Raw genomic sequence first — 14,110 nt, forward strand, 5'->3', positions numbered from 1 at the left:
GAGGACGTCTACATCCTGCTCCACGAGAAGAAGCTCTCCAACCTCCAGGCCATGCTGCCGGTTCTCGAAGCCGTCGTGCAGACCTCCAAGCCGCTGCTCATCATCTCGGAAGACGTCGAAGGCGAGGCTCTGGCCACGCTGGTCGTCAACAAGCTGCGTGGCGGCCTGAAGATCGCCGCCGTCAAGGCTCCGGGCTTCGGCGATCGCCGCAAGGCCATGCTGGAAGACATCGCCATCCTGACCGGTGGCCAGGTCATCTCGGAAGACCTCGGCATCAAGCTCGAGAATGTCGGCCTCAACATGCTCGGCCGCGCCAAGAAGGTATCGATCTCCAAGGAGAACACCACCATCGTCGACGGCGCCGGCAAGAAGGAAGAGATCCAGGGCCGCGTTGCCCAGATCAAGCAGCAGATCGAAGAGACCACTTCGGACTACGACAAGGAGAAGCTGCAGGAACGTCTCGCGAAGCTCGCGGGCGGCGTTGCGGTGATCCGCGTCGGCGGCGCGACCGAAGTGGAAGTCAAGGAAAAGAAGGACCGCGTCGACGACGCCCTCAACGCGACCCGCGCGGCCGTGGAAGAAGGCATCGTGGCTGGTGGTGGCGTTGCGCTGCTGCGCGCTTCGGCCAACATCAAGGCCACCGGCGCCAATGCCGACCAGGCTGCTGGCATCAACATCGTTCGTCGTGCACTGCAGGCTCCGGCCCGTCAGATCGCCGCGAACGCCGGTGCTGAAGCTTCGATCGTTGCTGGCAAGATCCTTGAGAACAAGGGTGCGACCTTCGGCTACAACGCCCAGACCGGCGAATATGGCGACATGATCGCCATGGGCATCGTCGACCCGGTCAAGGTCGTGCGCACGGCTCTCCAGGACGCGGCTTCGGTCGCCGGCCTGCTCGTCACCACCGAAGCCATGATCGCGGAGGCTCCGAAGAAGGAGTCGGCTGGCGGCGGCATGCCTGGTGGCATGCCCGGCGGCGGCATGGGCGGCATGGGGGGTGGGATGGGCTTTTAAAGGTCCACGCATCTCGATAATTTCGAAAGGGCGGCAAGCAAAGCCGCCCTTTCTTCGTGTCCATTGCGCCGGTTGTCGGCGACCCGCAAGCCGGATATAGGCCCGATAAGGGTTAAGCTTATGTTTGGACGGATACTGCCTTTTCTCCTGGGGCTGGCTTTACTGTTGGGTAGCGGCTGCGCACGCAGCGATGATGGTACGTGATTATTCCGAGAGCGCTTGATACCAGGCGATTCTTTGACAAAGAGCCGCCACGCCTGCAGCAGCCACAGATCGAAACCAGCGTGTTTCCGGTTGCGCCACAGAAGCCGGAACGGCTCGAACCGCGCCGTATGGCAAGTCTCAAGACATCCAACAGACGGGCATCGCCGGCCGCAAGCCCGCCGCTCTCCTCTTCCGAGCCGAGCAAGCCGCTTGTCTGCAAGAACATCAGCGAGCCCGGCAAGCGGTACCGTGTGGTTTGCGAATAGGACCCTTGGTTCGGCCAGCATTCTACCCACGCGGCGCCTTCCGGATCAGGTTGAGCGACGGACCATAGATGTTGCGATCCGGCACAGGAACACCGCCTCAGGCATGGTGCTGACGGATTGCCCGTATGGATAAAGTTCGTCAATACTCCAGACAGGACAAGGCTTCCCGGTCCGCCCGCCTCATCCGACGAAATCCGAAAGACCAGGCGCGAGGCGGTTTGTGCTTCGCGATGTAATCACCGATCTGCCGCAAATCCGCCTTGGCTTCAGTCGTAAGGCAGACTTTCATCGGCCGAGTCCGGCAGCGTGGTTTTCTACCCCGCAGTTCGCTGAAAACATCCTCAACGGCATGCGTTCGTCCTGCGTCAGCATCGGCCGGTGCTCATTGCACGAGCCGGTCGAATTGAGGTGCGCCCATGGCGAGGCGTGCTCCCTTTCGAACTCCGCCACCTATGCTATCTCCTGGGCACGGCGAAGCATGGCAGCTTCCGCAAGGCAGGTATCGCCGTACCGGTTGGAACGATTGGATGACTGGCGGACGGCTGACCGACGCCGATTATTGACCCGCCAGAGCGCAACTGCTCGACAACGCGGGACTCTGCTATTGATGATAATGCAAATTTGCATTATCTAATCGTATCGATGAATTGGAGCTGTAAGATGACGACATTGACGGTGACGGCACGGGGACAGGTGACCTTCCGCAAGGACGTTCTGCAGCATCTGGGAATTAGGCCGGGCGAGAAGATCGAACTTGATCTGCTCCCCGACGGCCGGGCGGAATTGAAGGCGGCGCGGGTGAAGGGATCATTCAGGGAGCTCTACGGTTTTCTCAAGGGCAAGACGAATGGACGCGTGTTGAGCATTGAAGAGATCAACGAGGCAATTGCGGAAGCGGGTACTGCAGCTGGATCGAGCAAGGAATGAAAGTCACGGCCGACACCAACGTTCTGCTGCGCGCCTATGTCGCCGACGATGAACGACAAGCGGAAGCAGCCGTCGATCTCCTTGCGAAGGCAGACATCGTCGCCGTTAGCCTTCAGGCCTTGTGCGAGTTCGCATGGGTCTTGGCCCGACAATATCAAACTGCACGCTTAGATATAGTGGCGGCAATCAGGGCCTTGTCGAACACCGCGAATGTCGTCGTCAACCGGCCAGCTGTCGAGGCAGGGCTTGCAGTGCTTGAGGCCGGCGGTGATTTTGCGGACGGCGTGATTGCCTTCGACGGCGACTGGCTGGGCGGGGAGACATTCGTCTCCTTCGACCGCAAGGCGGTTAAACTGCTGTCTGCGCAAGGACATCCTGTTCGACTTCTTTCGTAGCCATCTTAAGGGGTGTCTAATGACCGCGCTTGGCGGTTCCGCAGTGACCAAAGTTAACCATTGCGCGCCGATGGTCGCGCGCCGCCATCGGGCTGCGCAAGCCGAACCCCTGGGCCGCCGCCATTTTGCGCAATGAACTCGATGCCTGCCGCCTCAAACGCCGCGCGGATTGCCGCAACTGTTTTTGCCTTGAGGCGGTCACCTTTTTCGAGACGAGTGATCGTTTGCGTTGCGACCTGCGCCACTTCGGCCAGTTCCCGCACACCCCACCCAAGAGCTACCCGTGCCATCTTGCATTGGATCGCGCTAATTTCATCACTGTGTGATGATTCTTCTTGCCGACTCACATCCCGACCTGTACTCTGCCAACCTGCAAAACGGCCGGACGACGTGGTGACTCACATCGCCCAGCCTGACCAGAACCCAGGCTATAGGGAGCTCGGATCATGGGTGATTCCGACAATACACGAGTTCGTCCCACCGTCACGCGCAGGATGTTGTTGACTGGTGCAGGAGCGGCCGCGGCGGCCGTGCAATTTCAGCAAAGCGCGTCCGCAGACAGAGCGCTCTCCGGCAACACTGCCTTCGATCCAGCACTGGCGCTGTGGCAAGAATGGCAGTCCGCATACACACGCACCGTCGCGCTCTGCCGCAAGCAGCAGCATCTTGAGAGTAGACTGGTCGACGCCATCGGCTTCCCAAAAGCGGAAGTCGAGTTGCCCGACGAGAATGTCACCGTCACCGTCTCCTGGCCGGGTGATATCGAAGACCTATTGGGGGACAATCCAGGCCTTCCGGACCTGCGCGCTCGGGCGGAGGCGGATTTAGCAGCCCACCAGGCGCGCTGGGATGCGGAGGACCGGCGCATCGGCTATTCCGCCGCCAAGCGGGAGGAACTTGCCGCCGCCGACCAAGAGCAGGAGCTGGTTGAGTCCCTGATGGCAGCGCCTGCTACGACACTCGCCGGCGTGGCCGCCAAGCTGGATGCGGTCCTGCGCGAGGGCGAAAGCGCCGAAGACTGCACCGAGTTCCCCTGGCCTCAGCTGCGTACCGCGCTCAGCGATCTGACGCGCATGGGCGAGGCGCTGCAGCCGGGCGCGTTCATGCCAGGCAGCGACCACGCTGAGCCATACCCGCGAAATCGCCGGGAGGACGTCTGCATGTCGGTGATGATGTACCAGTGCGGAGATCGTGTGATATGAAAAGCCCATCGATGGCAACGCCGGTTCAGCGTGTCGCCGCGCGCAACGCAAGAGCCGGTGCCGCAATGCCCTGCAGCACGCCCGCCGCATCTGAAGAACACGGTGGCCTTTGGGCCCACAGTACCCCGGAGGCGTTTGCCAGGGCGGCGGGCGACTTACTCGGCACCGACGCCGCCCCGGCGATCGAATGGTGCGCGCTTTCGGGCCGAAAACAAGTCTTCCTGCCCCGCAGCTCGCCCACTAAGTGTCTGCCGCCCGCGAAGGCCCTGGCTACCGATCAGAAAAGTCTTTGAAAGAAAAGGCCGCGCTCGGCGGCGATCGCAACCGCGTGGGCCAAGCTTTTGGCACCCAGCTTGGCCCGTGCCAGATCGAGATGAAATTGCACCGTGCGAGGGGATAGCGACAGTATCTCTGCGGTCCGTTTGACCTTCTCTCCCCTCGCGTACCATTTCAGGCATTCGATCTCTCTATCGGAGCAGACCGTCTGATGGCGTGGCCTTCCTTGGATTCGACCGATAGCATTGTGAAATTCGCCGGCGAGATACTGGAAGTCGCGAACCTCGGATTTGAGAAACGCCTGCCACGCCGCTGCGTTCTCGTTGCTCGTCACGCTCAGAATGCTGCGGTCGCCGTCGACACCCCTAATCGGGAACGTGATGCCATGCTTCCCGACACCATGTTCCCTCGCTTCACCAAAGAACGTGCGCACGGCGTTCTCCGATAGGTCGATTTCCTTCCAATCAACCAATGTCACAGCACGCAGCCCATGGCGAAGCACGGGATCGATGTCGAAAAAATCCTTCTCGATGTAGCGTTTCACCCAGTCAGGCGAATAGGTGGTCACATAGAACGGCTTACTCGGTTCCTCGTAAACCGGCCTGACGGTAAGAAAGGCCGCCGTCTCAAGGCCGTAACTTTCGACAATTGTGTTCAGACGGTCCGCGGCGTCCGCAAGAGAGGCAACTGCTCTAATACCTTCCGTCATGTCGTGAAAATTTGAGTCAAATTGCGCCATATCCAGCTTATCTCCTTGATATCAACGTGCCTCTCCAAGCCATTCGGACGGCTATCTGACCAAGTTGCTCCTCGCTGGATCCCAGCGTCTCGCGACCTGTCAAAAGTGACAGGCGAAACCGCCAGTATACTTAGGTTGCAACCCACTTTATTCCAGGTTGCATTACCACAACCCGGCGTGGAGGAAACGCCTTGGATACGATCGGACTTTCGTCAAACGATGTGGATCGGCTGACCAAGCATATGGGTACCTCGCGCCATACGTCACATCGGAGTTCCGGAACGACCGACCACGAGGTTTGCCGTTTCTGTTCGGAGCTGGAACAATTAGACGCTGATAGAGATGCTCTTTTCGCTTTGTCCCCTCCACCTGTGCCGGGCAACCCTGCGCAGAGCAAGCAGTTCTTCACAAAGCTGAATGCGATTACGGCTCGCTATTTAGCGCTCGGACAGCGGCTTCGAGAAGCTCGCAACGACACCAGGCAAGGCTACCCCCGAAGCCGCTAAGTTCGTCCAGTCGGATGCCGCTGCGACCGCTGCGGCATAGCGCGCATTCAGGCTACCGATTGCCCCATGGTCCAGCCTTGCCGAAATCCAGAAAGTCAGACCGCCAGCGTCAACTCGACACCGATGCACTTACCTGGCCCATCGGGCACCGATGCGGATACAAGCACCCTCCTCCTTCGCTGCATCTGAGTGAGAGACACACTTGCACAGCGATTTGCAAGATAGTTTATTGACTCAATGACTCTGAAGAGGAGTGATTCATGAGAACCAGTAATCAACTTTTGCTTCGTGCACCTACGGCGGCGTCAACGGCTGCGACCAGACCGCGACGCGGGGAAAGCAGACGTGGCCTTATGGCGTTGTCACCATGGCATGGCTCGCTCTATCGGAAATCCTCACCTGCAAACCCATGACCCTCGAGCCCGATATGCGTTCATTTCGTCACATCCTCCACCTCGTCGCATCGGCGGCCTTGCTCGCCGGTTGCGCCGGGCGAGTGCTGGATGCTTCACATTCGGCCGGGCCCGTTTCGGTTACGGACTCCTATTGGAAGCCCGATCGGGTCAGTCGCAGCCGGCAAGAATATGCGCCCGACTTGGGCCGCTTCCCACCGGTCATTACCCAGCGAACCGGCTACCCGACCGAAGCTCAGGCGAATGGCGCCTTGCGCCGCTCGCATTGGAGTTCCGTGCCTGTGCGCACGCTCGTTACCAAGGAAGGCATCAAGACGATCTCCGTCCCTGCGGAAGCCCCGGACACGATCGCCGCAGGCGTTCGTGTATTTGCGTGCCGGCCCGGAGCGCTCAACGGCTATACCGGCCGCGTGCAACACTACGACGGCCCCGTCGTCGCCTGTGCTTCCGACCTCCTGTCTGCCGATGGTCGCGTGCTCGCCCGAGTACCCCTGAATTTCTACTACTGGCAGAAAGCTTGGCGCGTCCGAGACCCGAGGCCGTCCTACACGTCCGTCCCGTGGGCTTATCAGGAACCCTCGCCACCCAAGAGCAAGGGCTGGTTCGGCAACCGCTACTGAGCAGCGGCCGTCACACTGGCGCGTGTCGGCTGGCCCGATGCGCACAGAAGCCGACGGCCAAAGCACGGCAAGGCGGCGGCGTCGCCACGGAGGCCCCATCGCTGGCCTCCGGCCGAAAAGCCGCCCTTCCCGCACTTTTTCTTTTAGGTTCAATCCCGGCGAGCGATTATTTTCGCAAGGCTTTCGTTCAATTCCTTTCCAGGGCGAAATCAGTGTCAGTGCTCCGAGTTGCTGACGGTCGCTCTCGGGGTATCGTGCATTCGGCATATCGGGGGATCGGGCGGCAGGCTGCCCAGCCTAGCTACTTCACGGTCCTATCGGTTAGGTTCTGCTCTTCTGCTGGGGGCTCGCTTCGTACGAAAACGTCCAGCACTTGCGCGATATCGACCCCTGACGGCGATCCATTGCGCACCATACCCCTCGATACCGCCGAGCGCATGGCTCCAATGACGCAGCAGGCCGCGACGAGCGCTGCCACGGCATCGCCGTCGGTCTCGGTCAATAGCTGCTCCGCCAGCGCCCTCGCTCCTCGCGGAATTTGATCGACATCTTCACCAACAAGCGACCACTGACGATTTTTTTCCGTCACGGCGACACTTCCCCGACTGTTCGATTTGACCATTGGCGGCCGAGCTGGCGGAGCGGATCTCCGATCGCCGCTGTCAGCACATGAGACAGCCCGATCGCAATCGCGATCGAGATGGTTGCCGTCGTCGGAGCGCCCAAGAATTGGCCAAGGGACCAGTTGAACAGCGCCAGCACCGGCACGTGGATCAAATAGAGGGCATAGGAGATGTGTCCTACGTAGCGCAGAATGCGCGCTGGCCAGTTCACAGAACGATTCCGCAAGGTCGCCCTTGTCACGATCCATCCGCACATCAGAGCCAGTGCGGCAGTCGCCACGCCATGTGTGGCCGGCGGCAAGATCGCCAGCATAAAGGCCCCGACCGTCATCCAGAACGCCGCTTCCATGTTGCCGATCTCCCGAAGGTGTTCCGCTTGCCGTGGCCATGCGCTCGTCCCGATGATGGCGCCGCTCGCCAGCCCGACCGCGATTGCATCGATTCGGAACGCCCAGAGGGTCCCGCCCCATGGCCGCGGCGTGCACGCCCCGGCCACGAGAACGAGCCCGGCCAGCGCGACGAGCCCCCGCCGCGGTAGCAAGAACACCAGGAGCGGAGCCAGCAGATAAAATTGCATCTCGGCGGCGACCGACCAGAATGGCCCAAACGCAAAGGCGTTACCGCATCCTGTGGCGCCCCCGAAACAGGGCGCCCAATGCGCATTCGAGATGAAGGCGAATGCCGCCTTCGCGTCTGCAGGCTCAACGCCGCTTCCCGGGATGATCAACCCGATCGAGAGAATGGCGCCAACGCACCAGGCCAGCGGCACGATCCGCATGGCACGCCTGACATAGAAGGCGGAGGCCGCCTCGAGCGCTCCGCGCTCGAGGCGCAGGCTTCGCAATGAGCGTTCCACCACCAGGCCGGAAATCACAAAGAACAGGTCGACCCCGACGCTCCATGCCGGCGCAAACAGCAGAGCAGCGACCGGCCCGCCTTCTCCGAAGACCGGCCCGACATGCGACAGCACCACCAGCCCGATCGCCAGGCCTCGCAATTCATCCAACCCCGAGAGGCGGGCTTCTTGTCCCATCCAAATATCATGCTCGACAATCATTACAACATTGATTTAATCATAGGGCATAAAAGCGAGGCAAGGAATGCATGGACGCCTGACATTTGTCGCAGTCGCGACTGCCCTTACATTGGCGCCCCACGCTTCGGCTCAGTCGCTCACGCATGATCCGAACGCCTGGCGCGCCGTCGCCTACGCCGATCTCGAGCTCCCGAATTCGGAAGCCGTGCCCTACGCCTCCCTATGGGCCGACCGACTGAAGAAAAACAACGACGCCTATGTGGCTAAAGGCGATATGCGCTTTGCGGTCGCCAATGCGCCAGCTTCCGAGAGTCACATCGTCGTTCGCAGCCCAACCAAAACCGTCGTCCTCTCGGTCCTGCACACGCTCACCGGCTGCTCGCCCATTCGCACCGATCCGGTCGGCAAAGCCACGCTGAAACGGTGTCCCATGCGCTTGGCGATTTATCAGAACGGCCGATCCACGGTCGCTGACGCTGGATCCGGATGTTTCATCGAATATGGCGCGCAACCGAATAACGTCCGCCCCGACCTCGCTCGGAATGGTGCAATGGGTGCATACGATGTTCAGGGCAAAAGCATTCGCGCCGGCATCGTATTCCAAGGTGAAATCGCCCCGGAATGCCAATTCCGGGTCCCAATCCCCCAACCCTAGGGGAAGCCGCGATGCCCGGTTTGATTCCGGCAACCTCGATACTCGGAAGGAGCGCAACCATGATCGACATGGAAAACCTAACCTTACTCAGTACACCAGCGTGCCACCGGCAATCGCCAGCGGATCAAGGCTTCCCTGACGTCGCGCGATGCGCGGCCTTGACCGCGGCTGAAGGCGGCGGCCACGGCGGTGTGAAGCTCAGGAGGTTAACCAAGTCCACGCTTGGCGCTCTCGCGATTATCTCCATCTCTTCCATCTCCGCACACGCATGGGAGCCTCTAGGCTACCAGTCGCTTACGGCCGCAGGCGCGCAACCAGCCATAGAGAGCGCATGGTCCGATATCATCGCTTCGAATGCCGCCTATTGGCGTGACGAGCTGCACAGAAGCATTCCGCCCGGGCAGATACCGCCACTCGATATCCTGTCGAAGCCCATCAAGGTCGGATCGCGCACCTTGATCGTCTCGATCGCCTCGACCCGCAAATGCGAGACTGGCGCAAACAACGCCGGCTCTTCCTTGGAGCCTGACCTCTGCGAGGCGCGCATCATCGATGCAGACAGCGGCAAAATCGTTACACGCGCGCAAGCCTGCTACGTCGATCTGTCCGATGACGATCGACCCCAGGCCAATCGGGACGATCGAACCGAAATCGACGTCAAAGTGAACGCCAAAGAGATTCGTTTTCGTTCGTTCGTCGGCGGCAAGGAGTGGTCTCGATGCACAACCAGCCTAAAGCTTCCGTGAGGCACATCCCTATGTATCGTCTCTATTCCAAACTGAGCGGCGTCCTTGCCGCCGGCTTTCTAGTCTGCAACTCGGTGGCGGCGGCATCAGCCGGCGCACAATATTGCGAACGCACCGACTACTCCGCACAGGACATCACAGATGCCGTGAGGAATTCATCCCTGCGCGACGAGCTGAAAAACACGTCGTGCAGCCTCGGCGGCCTTGGCCGCTTCGAATCCGGCGGCAACAAAGGCGTCTACAATGGCTCTTGCTGCACCGGCATTTTCCAGTTGAACAACACCAACATCAAAAACTACGCAGGCATGTCGCGTTCCGAGTTTGGCTGCCAATCCCTCCAGTTCCAAGTCGACGCCTGGGCCAAACTTACGAACGACGGCTATAACTCCGCGCCCGTCAAGCAGCTCATGCAAATGGGTACCTTCGACGGTCAGAAGGTTGATGCCTCATTGATCGCCGCCTGCATTCAATTGGGGACGGGCAATTGCCAAGAGATGGTTCGGTCGGGCCGCTGTAGCGGATTCTCCGACATCAACGGGACAACGATCTGCGATATGGCGAAGAACGCCCGCTCCATGGCCGATGCCAATTGCCAGGAAGATAACAAAGCCGCTTGCCTGGGCCCGGGGGATTTCAATACAGGCGGCGACACAAAACTCGCTTCATCCGCTCCCGGTCCCACCGGCAGCGACATCAACGTTGCCCCTGGTCAGGTGTAACCGCGCCTTCCTATTGAGGGCCACGCTGTCGGCCCGCGGCCTTCAATGGGAGAGATTTCGCGACGAGAGCTTTCCAAATCCTCGTTTCAGATGGCTTGCCAGCTCCTGGCGCACGTCATCAGGCCATTGCTCCATCCCAACGCAGTTCACTTCGGCGGCAACCAGCGACCAGTACAGCAGATCCGCGTGTCGTCCTTCGAACAGAGCCGCCACGATGAACTGTCCGATCACCAACGTGATCGTCTCGGGCTTGCCTTTCTGCCGTAGAAAATCCGAAACCTCTTCCACCCATGGTTTCGGGTGGCGATCGACGAACGCGGCCGCTTCCTTATAAAGCGCATCGTCCCCCGCGACTTGCCAGATATTCGCTCGCATCGTGAACCCTTCAGCAACATAATGCCATTGCATCGACGCTGACGGATTTCTTGGTGCGAGTCAAATAAATATGAAATAGATTTTCTGCCAATCGTAGCAAATGAATCTACGCTGGTTGTTTAGCAGCTTCTACTTTTCTTGTATCTACTGATTTGCCCTGCGTCCCTTTTTGGTCGGAGGCAGCCGCTTCTTCTCGGAGGTTGCCCCAGCAGGGCTAGCTGCCTCTTTCAAAGAAGGAACACCACTGAACTCCGTCATCGAGCGCTTCACAGCCCGCGTGGCCTCAATATGCCGCGCAATCTCGGTGAAGCTGAAGCCGAACGTCTCGATGTCCCGCTTCACGGTGTCGTCGTCACCAGTCCGACCAATGAGCGTCCACACCGGAACCTTCAGGTGCCGCGCCAGCCGCTCCAGGGTGACGAATGTCGGGTTCCCCTTCCCCGTCCGCAACTGGTAGAGCGTGCCGCGCGACAGCCCCGTAGCGTCGGCAAAACTCGCATAGTCCGGGTACTCATTCTCGATTTGGCGAAGTCGCAGCGCGAGCAGGATCGAAAGCCAACCATCACTGTCTTCTGTCTTGTTTTTAAATATCGGCACAGCTGCCCCCCTGCTTATCGGTCGGAATATGACGGCCATTTTTTGCAGAATGTCTAGTGCTCAGGGGGTGTAGCCGAAACGATAACGCATTGCCCTATTGATAACGCATTGCCCTATTAAAGTGTCGCGGCATCCTCCCCATACTCCGGCAAAGTGACGACGTACAGCTTTTGACCCGCCAAATCGTTCCAGATGCACGATAGCATGTGACGATCTGCTGCGCTGTTAAAAATGAGTAATTAAATGAATCCGGCTTGGATGTCCTGCGTCCAAATGCATTTCTCGTGATGCCACCTCATCCGGAGCGGCAACCGCTGCCCGATACCACTTTGAATGACCTGGTTCAGGCCGCAAGGCTTGGTCCCGGACCCAATCGCCATCACTGTTCGAGATGGAAACGGCGCCGGGCAATACTCTGAAGCCGATACTGCCAAAAACGGTACCATGCCCTCAGCCGTCGAAAAACGCTTGATCCATGAGGGCCATTCTATCTCCATTGATCATTATAATGACGATCAATCTGTGATATTATAATGATCAGCATCGAAATAGGAGGCTCTCTGTCATGTTCGTGAGGTTCGCGTTCGCAATTTTCGCCGGCGGCGTGCTCGCTTTCTTCGCCCTGCCCGATCGGGAAGCCAGCCTTCGCATGCTCAACTTTTCCACTGCTTTCTTGATCCTGTCCCTCGCTGCCGTCTGTGTCATCGAACTTCTAACCCGCAGTCTCGTACGTTATCGTCCTCGGTCGTCGTTACAACCGCCGCGCTGTGATGACGATCTTCCTTTGCATGACGCTGCAAAGGTCGAGCGCTCCGCCTGGTCAACGTCCGGCGTCAACCCCAAGGATTCGAAACTGGTCTGGCAGTACCGCGTCAACGATCAGCGCCTTGGCCGATTCAAACTCTAACAGGCTCTGCGTGCCAGGATCTGCTCAATCACGCACACAGACGATCCTGCCGTTCCGTCAGGTCTGCGATCTCCTGATACGGCAGCCCCAAATGATTCGAGGCTTGCGCAACACCGCGTCGCAAATTCCCAAAAGGTCCCCACCGAGCCGGCCAGGAACGCCACAAATGTGCCGATCGTCTGAAGCTCGGGTTGCGCGCCCGCGCGCAGTCATAAGCCGTTCCTGCGCAGACACCACCATGCTGCGGTTCGCAATTACCTCATGCAACGGCTCCTTATCGCTAATCTCGAGTGTTTGCGAATGGCGCTCTCAGCGATCCAGGCTTGGGGCTACCTGCCCGAGGTGATCCTGCCGTCACGACGGCTAAAGTCCTGGCCCTTGAAACGCCCGGCTATTCCGCCGGCAATGTTCATCGGGCTATTGAATCATTCTATTGATCCGGCGGCGACTTGGCGGCATTATCAGATCCATGACAAAGGTGTCGTGGCCAAGCGCTGCACAGGTATATCGCGCTTTAGGAGGGTTCCCGGCGCGCGGCAGCTACTTGTGCCGTTGCCCAGTACCAAGTCATGGGCAGGGGAAAGGCGACCGCCATCCCTCCCTCTCTGTTCGCGACGGGGATTATCGTCTTATGCTCTACTGCTTTGCGGGCTGCGATCCCGTCGACATCGAGACCGCCATTGCGGACCTGGATTTGTCGAAGCGCGCGGCCGAGCCTCTGCGTCGTGTTCGTCCGGCGGCGCCCAAAACCACGGCGGCGGACGCGCTCGCGCTCTGGTCGAGAGCGACTGCGCTCGCCGGCACGCACGCCGAAGATTATCTTGCCTCTCGCCGTCTGCCGGCGACGTTGCCAACGTTGCGCTATCTGCCGGATTATCGGTTGGGAAAGAACCGCTTTCCCGCGCTGGTGGCTGCTCTGCAGGCCCCCGACCGTTCGATCTGTTCGGTGCAACTCACCCTCTTGCACCCGACACGGCCAGAAAAGGCGGGGCTGGACGAGCCGCGCCGCATCATCGGCCCGAGCCGGGGCTTTGCCTTGCGGCTCGCCCCAGCGGCCGCCGTCCTTGGTATTGCCGAAGGCTATGAGACCGGCCATGCCGTAATGCTGCGATACGGCCTGCCCGTCTGGTGCTCACTGGGAGCACCACGTTTGCCATTTCTTCAGCTGCCCGAATGCGTACAGCGGATAGTCGTCTTCGCCGATCCGGACAAGCCCGGCCTCAGCGCGGCCGAGCGCGTTCGCGAAGCCAACCCTGAGCGCCAGGTCCTCATTCACAGACCGCCCGACGACCGGGATTTCGCGAAGCTGTGGGAAGACGACCCGACGCCCGAGACCTTACCCTTGGATCTTTTGGCGCGCGAAACACTCGACGCAGACACCTGACCTCTCGGCGAGCCAGCTTGCCATCAACTTTGATCACAAATTTGGCACCACCAACCGATCCGGTCCCCCTGCGATCCTTGCTGTCACGCGTTAGCCTTTGGCGCCCGCCAGCTGCGTCAGTCCCACCGACACCTCCCCTCCAAAAAACATATAAAACGGCACAAATTCGTGCGCCGCAGTACAGAACCTCACAAGCGCGCGGTTCCGGCCGCAGGAGGTCACCATAGTGGCGTAGCTTCGTCGGATCATCCGGCACGAGGACATGACCGCGTGCTCTTCATGCGCGCCATCAATGAAACAGTCTATGTCGAGGATCGTATTGTCATCATGCTTCACCATCCCGGCGGATCACGCCGCTGACGGCTACATCGCCGCCAGAGCTGCTGCTTGCGGTTCTATGGTCGCCCACCTGAAACATCAGCCTATTCGCGCCTACCGGGTTAACCACTGTCAATCCATGGGAAGCATCGCTGAACCCAATGGGTTGAACGAAATATCGGTTCAAT

General features: G+C 59.8%; 16 protein-coding genes. 10 read left to right on the top strand and 6 right to left on the bottom strand.

Going from position 1 to position 14,110, the window contains the following annotated elements:
• The 3 genes from groEL to FCU66_RS30865 form a co-directional block, all read left to right on the top strand.
• Nucleotides 1-1,014, top strand: a 1,014-nt coding sequence (gene groEL / locus FCU66_RS30850; RefSeq protein WP_136621846.1) for a chaperonin GroEL, incomplete at its 5' end; no start/stop codon positions are given.
• Nucleotides 1,015-2,144: 1,130 nt separating this feature from the next.
• On the top strand, nucleotides 2,145-2,411 hold the full coding sequence (locus FCU66_RS30860) for an AbrB/MazE/SpoVT family DNA-binding domain-containing protein (protein WP_136621845.1): 267 nt from the start codon (nucleotides 2,145-2,147) through the stop codon (nucleotides 2,409-2,411).
• Complete coding sequence (locus FCU66_RS30865) at nucleotides 2,408-2,806, top strand: type II toxin-antitoxin system VapC family toxin (RefSeq protein WP_136621844.1); 399 nt, start codon at nucleotides 2,408-2,410, stop codon at nucleotides 2,804-2,806. Before FCU66_RS30860 ends, FCU66_RS30865 begins: the two co-directional genes overlap by 4 nt.
• A gap of 53 nt (nucleotides 2,807-2,859) precedes the next feature.
• Here FCU66_RS30865 and FCU66_RS30870 read toward each other — a convergent pair whose 3' ends face one another.
• On the bottom strand, nucleotides 2,860-3,117 hold the full coding sequence (locus FCU66_RS30870) for a helix-turn-helix domain-containing protein (RefSeq protein WP_136621850.1): 258 nt from the start codon (nucleotides 3,115-3,117) through the stop codon (nucleotides 2,860-2,862).
• 135 nt (nucleotides 3,118-3,252) lie between these two features.
• On the opposite strand from FCU66_RS30870, the gene FCU66_RS30875 reads away from it, so the two are divergent.
• Nucleotides 3,253-4,008 (top strand): hypothetical protein, encoded by a 756-nt coding sequence (locus FCU66_RS30875; RefSeq protein ID WP_136621843.1) that lies wholly within the window; start codon nucleotides 3,253-3,255, stop codon nucleotides 4,006-4,008.
• A 277-nt stretch (nucleotides 4,009-4,285) separates the two neighbouring features.
• Here FCU66_RS30875 and FCU66_RS30880 read toward each other — a convergent pair whose 3' ends face one another.
• Nucleotides 4,286-5,023 (bottom strand): helix-turn-helix transcriptional regulator, encoded by a 738-nt coding sequence (locus FCU66_RS30880; protein ID WP_136621842.1) that lies wholly within the window; start codon nucleotides 5,021-5,023, stop codon nucleotides 4,286-4,288.
• Between the two features lie 873 nt (nucleotides 5,024-5,896).
• On the opposite strand from FCU66_RS30880, the gene FCU66_RS30885 reads away from it, so the two are divergent.
• The gene (locus tag FCU66_RS30885) at nucleotides 5,897-6,562 is read left to right on the top strand and encodes a hypothetical protein (protein WP_246094104.1); all 666 of its coding nucleotides are present in this window, start codon (nucleotides 5,897-5,899) and stop codon (nucleotides 6,560-6,562) included.
• A 301-nt stretch (nucleotides 6,563-6,863) separates the two neighbouring features.
• Here FCU66_RS30885 and FCU66_RS30890 read toward each other — a convergent pair whose 3' ends face one another.
• Nucleotides 6,864-7,151 (bottom strand): hypothetical protein, encoded by a 288-nt coding sequence (locus tag FCU66_RS30890; protein WP_136621841.1) that lies wholly within the window; start codon nucleotides 7,149-7,151, stop codon nucleotides 6,864-6,866.
• Nucleotides 7,148-8,242 (bottom strand): acyltransferase family protein, encoded by a 1,095-nt coding sequence (locus FCU66_RS30895; protein ID WP_168992157.1) that lies wholly within the window; start codon nucleotides 8,240-8,242, stop codon nucleotides 7,148-7,150. The genes FCU66_RS30890 and FCU66_RS30895 overlap by 4 nt, the downstream gene beginning before the upstream one ends.
• Nucleotides 8,243-8,285: 43 nt before the next feature.
• Between FCU66_RS30895 and FCU66_RS30900 the strand changes: the two genes are divergently transcribed.
• From FCU66_RS30900 to FCU66_RS30910, 3 genes are read left to right on the top strand one after another with little or no spacing between them, the layout of a single operon-like run.
• Nucleotides 8,286-8,876: a hypothetical protein gene (locus FCU66_RS30900; protein WP_136621840.1), complete on the top strand. Its 591-nt coding sequence runs from the start codon at nucleotides 8,286-8,288 to the stop codon at nucleotides 8,874-8,876.
• A gap of 59 nt (nucleotides 8,877-8,935) precedes the next feature.
• Nucleotides 8,936-9,622, top strand: a complete 687-nt coding sequence (locus tag FCU66_RS30905) for a hypothetical protein (RefSeq protein WP_246094105.1) — start codon at nucleotides 8,936-8,938, stop codon at nucleotides 9,620-9,622.
• 11 nt (nucleotides 9,623-9,633) lie between these two features.
• A complete protein-coding gene (locus FCU66_RS30910) occupies nucleotides 9,634-10,341 on the top strand; it encodes a hypothetical protein (RefSeq protein ID WP_136621838.1) in 708 nt (235 codons plus the stop codon).
• 42 nt (nucleotides 10,342-10,383) lie between these two features.
• Here the strand turns inward: FCU66_RS30910 and FCU66_RS30915 are convergent, their stop codons facing one another.
• Nucleotides 10,384-10,749 carry a hypothetical protein gene (locus FCU66_RS30915; protein ID WP_136621837.1) on the bottom strand — a complete coding sequence of 122 codons (366 nt, stop codon included), beginning with the start codon at nucleotides 10,747-10,749 and terminating at the stop codon, nucleotides 10,384-10,386.
• Nucleotides 10,750-10,860: 111 nt separating this feature from the next.
• A complete protein-coding gene (locus FCU66_RS30920) occupies nucleotides 10,861-11,313 on the bottom strand; it encodes a helix-turn-helix domain-containing protein (RefSeq protein WP_136621836.1) in 453 nt (150 codons plus the stop codon).
• A 565-nt stretch (nucleotides 11,314-11,878) separates the two neighbouring features.
• Between FCU66_RS30920 and FCU66_RS30925 the strand changes: the two genes are divergently transcribed.
• Nucleotides 11,879-12,220 (top strand): hypothetical protein, encoded by a 342-nt coding sequence (locus FCU66_RS30925; protein WP_136621835.1) that lies wholly within the window; start codon nucleotides 11,879-11,881, stop codon nucleotides 12,218-12,220.
• A 631-nt stretch (nucleotides 12,221-12,851) separates the two neighbouring features.
• A complete protein-coding gene (locus tag FCU66_RS30930; protein WP_168992156.1) occupies nucleotides 12,852-13,604 on the top strand; it encodes a DUF7146 domain-containing protein in 753 nt (250 codons plus the stop codon).
• Nucleotides 13,605-14,110: the final 506 nt, after the last annotated feature.

The organism is Mesorhizobium norvegicum (assembly GCF_004919685.1).
In the GTDB taxonomy this organism is placed as follows: Bacteria; Pseudomonadota; Alphaproteobacteria; order Rhizobiales; family Rhizobiaceae; genus Mesorhizobium; species Mesorhizobium norvegicum.

Excerpts from the sequence above, each read along its gene's own strand:
- FCU66_RS30880 (WP_136621842.1), bottom strand. The coding sequence starts at position 5,023 with ATGGCGCAATTTGACTCAAATTTTCACGACATGACGGAAGGTATTAGA.
- FCU66_RS30895 (WP_168992157.1), bottom strand. The coding sequence starts at position 8,242 with ATGATTGTCGAGCATGATATTTGGATGGGACAAGAAGCCCGCCTCTCG.
- FCU66_RS30885 (WP_246094104.1), top strand. The coding sequence starts at position 5,897 with ATGGCATGGCTCGCTCTATCGGAAATCCTCACCTGCAAACCCATGACC.
- FCU66_RS30925 (WP_136621835.1), top strand. The coding sequence starts at position 11,879 with ATGTTCGTGAGGTTCGCGTTCGCAATTTTCGCCGGCGGCGTGCTCGCT.
- FCU66_RS30930 (WP_168992156.1), top strand. The coding sequence starts at position 12,852 with ATGCTCTACTGCTTTGCGGGCTGCGATCCCGTCGACATCGAGACCGCC.
- FCU66_RS30900 (WP_136621840.1), top strand. The coding sequence starts at position 8,286 with ATGCATGGACGCCTGACATTTGTCGCAGTCGCGACTGCCCTTACATTG.
- FCU66_RS30910 (WP_136621838.1), top strand. The coding sequence starts at position 9,634 with ATGTATCGTCTCTATTCCAAACTGAGCGGCGTCCTTGCCGCCGGCTTT.
- FCU66_RS30865 (WP_136621844.1), top strand. The coding sequence starts at position 2,408 with ATGAAAGTCACGGCCGACACCAACGTTCTGCTGCGCGCCTATGTCGCC.
- FCU66_RS30860 (WP_136621845.1), top strand. The coding sequence starts at position 2,145 with ATGACGACATTGACGGTGACGGCACGGGGACAGGTGACCTTCCGCAAG.
- FCU66_RS30875 (WP_136621843.1), top strand. The coding sequence starts at position 3,253 with ATGGGTGATTCCGACAATACACGAGTTCGTCCCACCGTCACGCGCAGG.
- FCU66_RS30915 (WP_136621837.1), bottom strand. The coding sequence starts at position 10,749 with ATGCAATGGCATTATGTTGCTGAAGGGTTCACGATGCGAGCGAATATC.
- FCU66_RS30905 (WP_246094105.1), top strand. The coding sequence starts at position 8,936 with ATGATCGACATGGAAAACCTAACCTTACTCAGTACACCAGCGTGCCAC.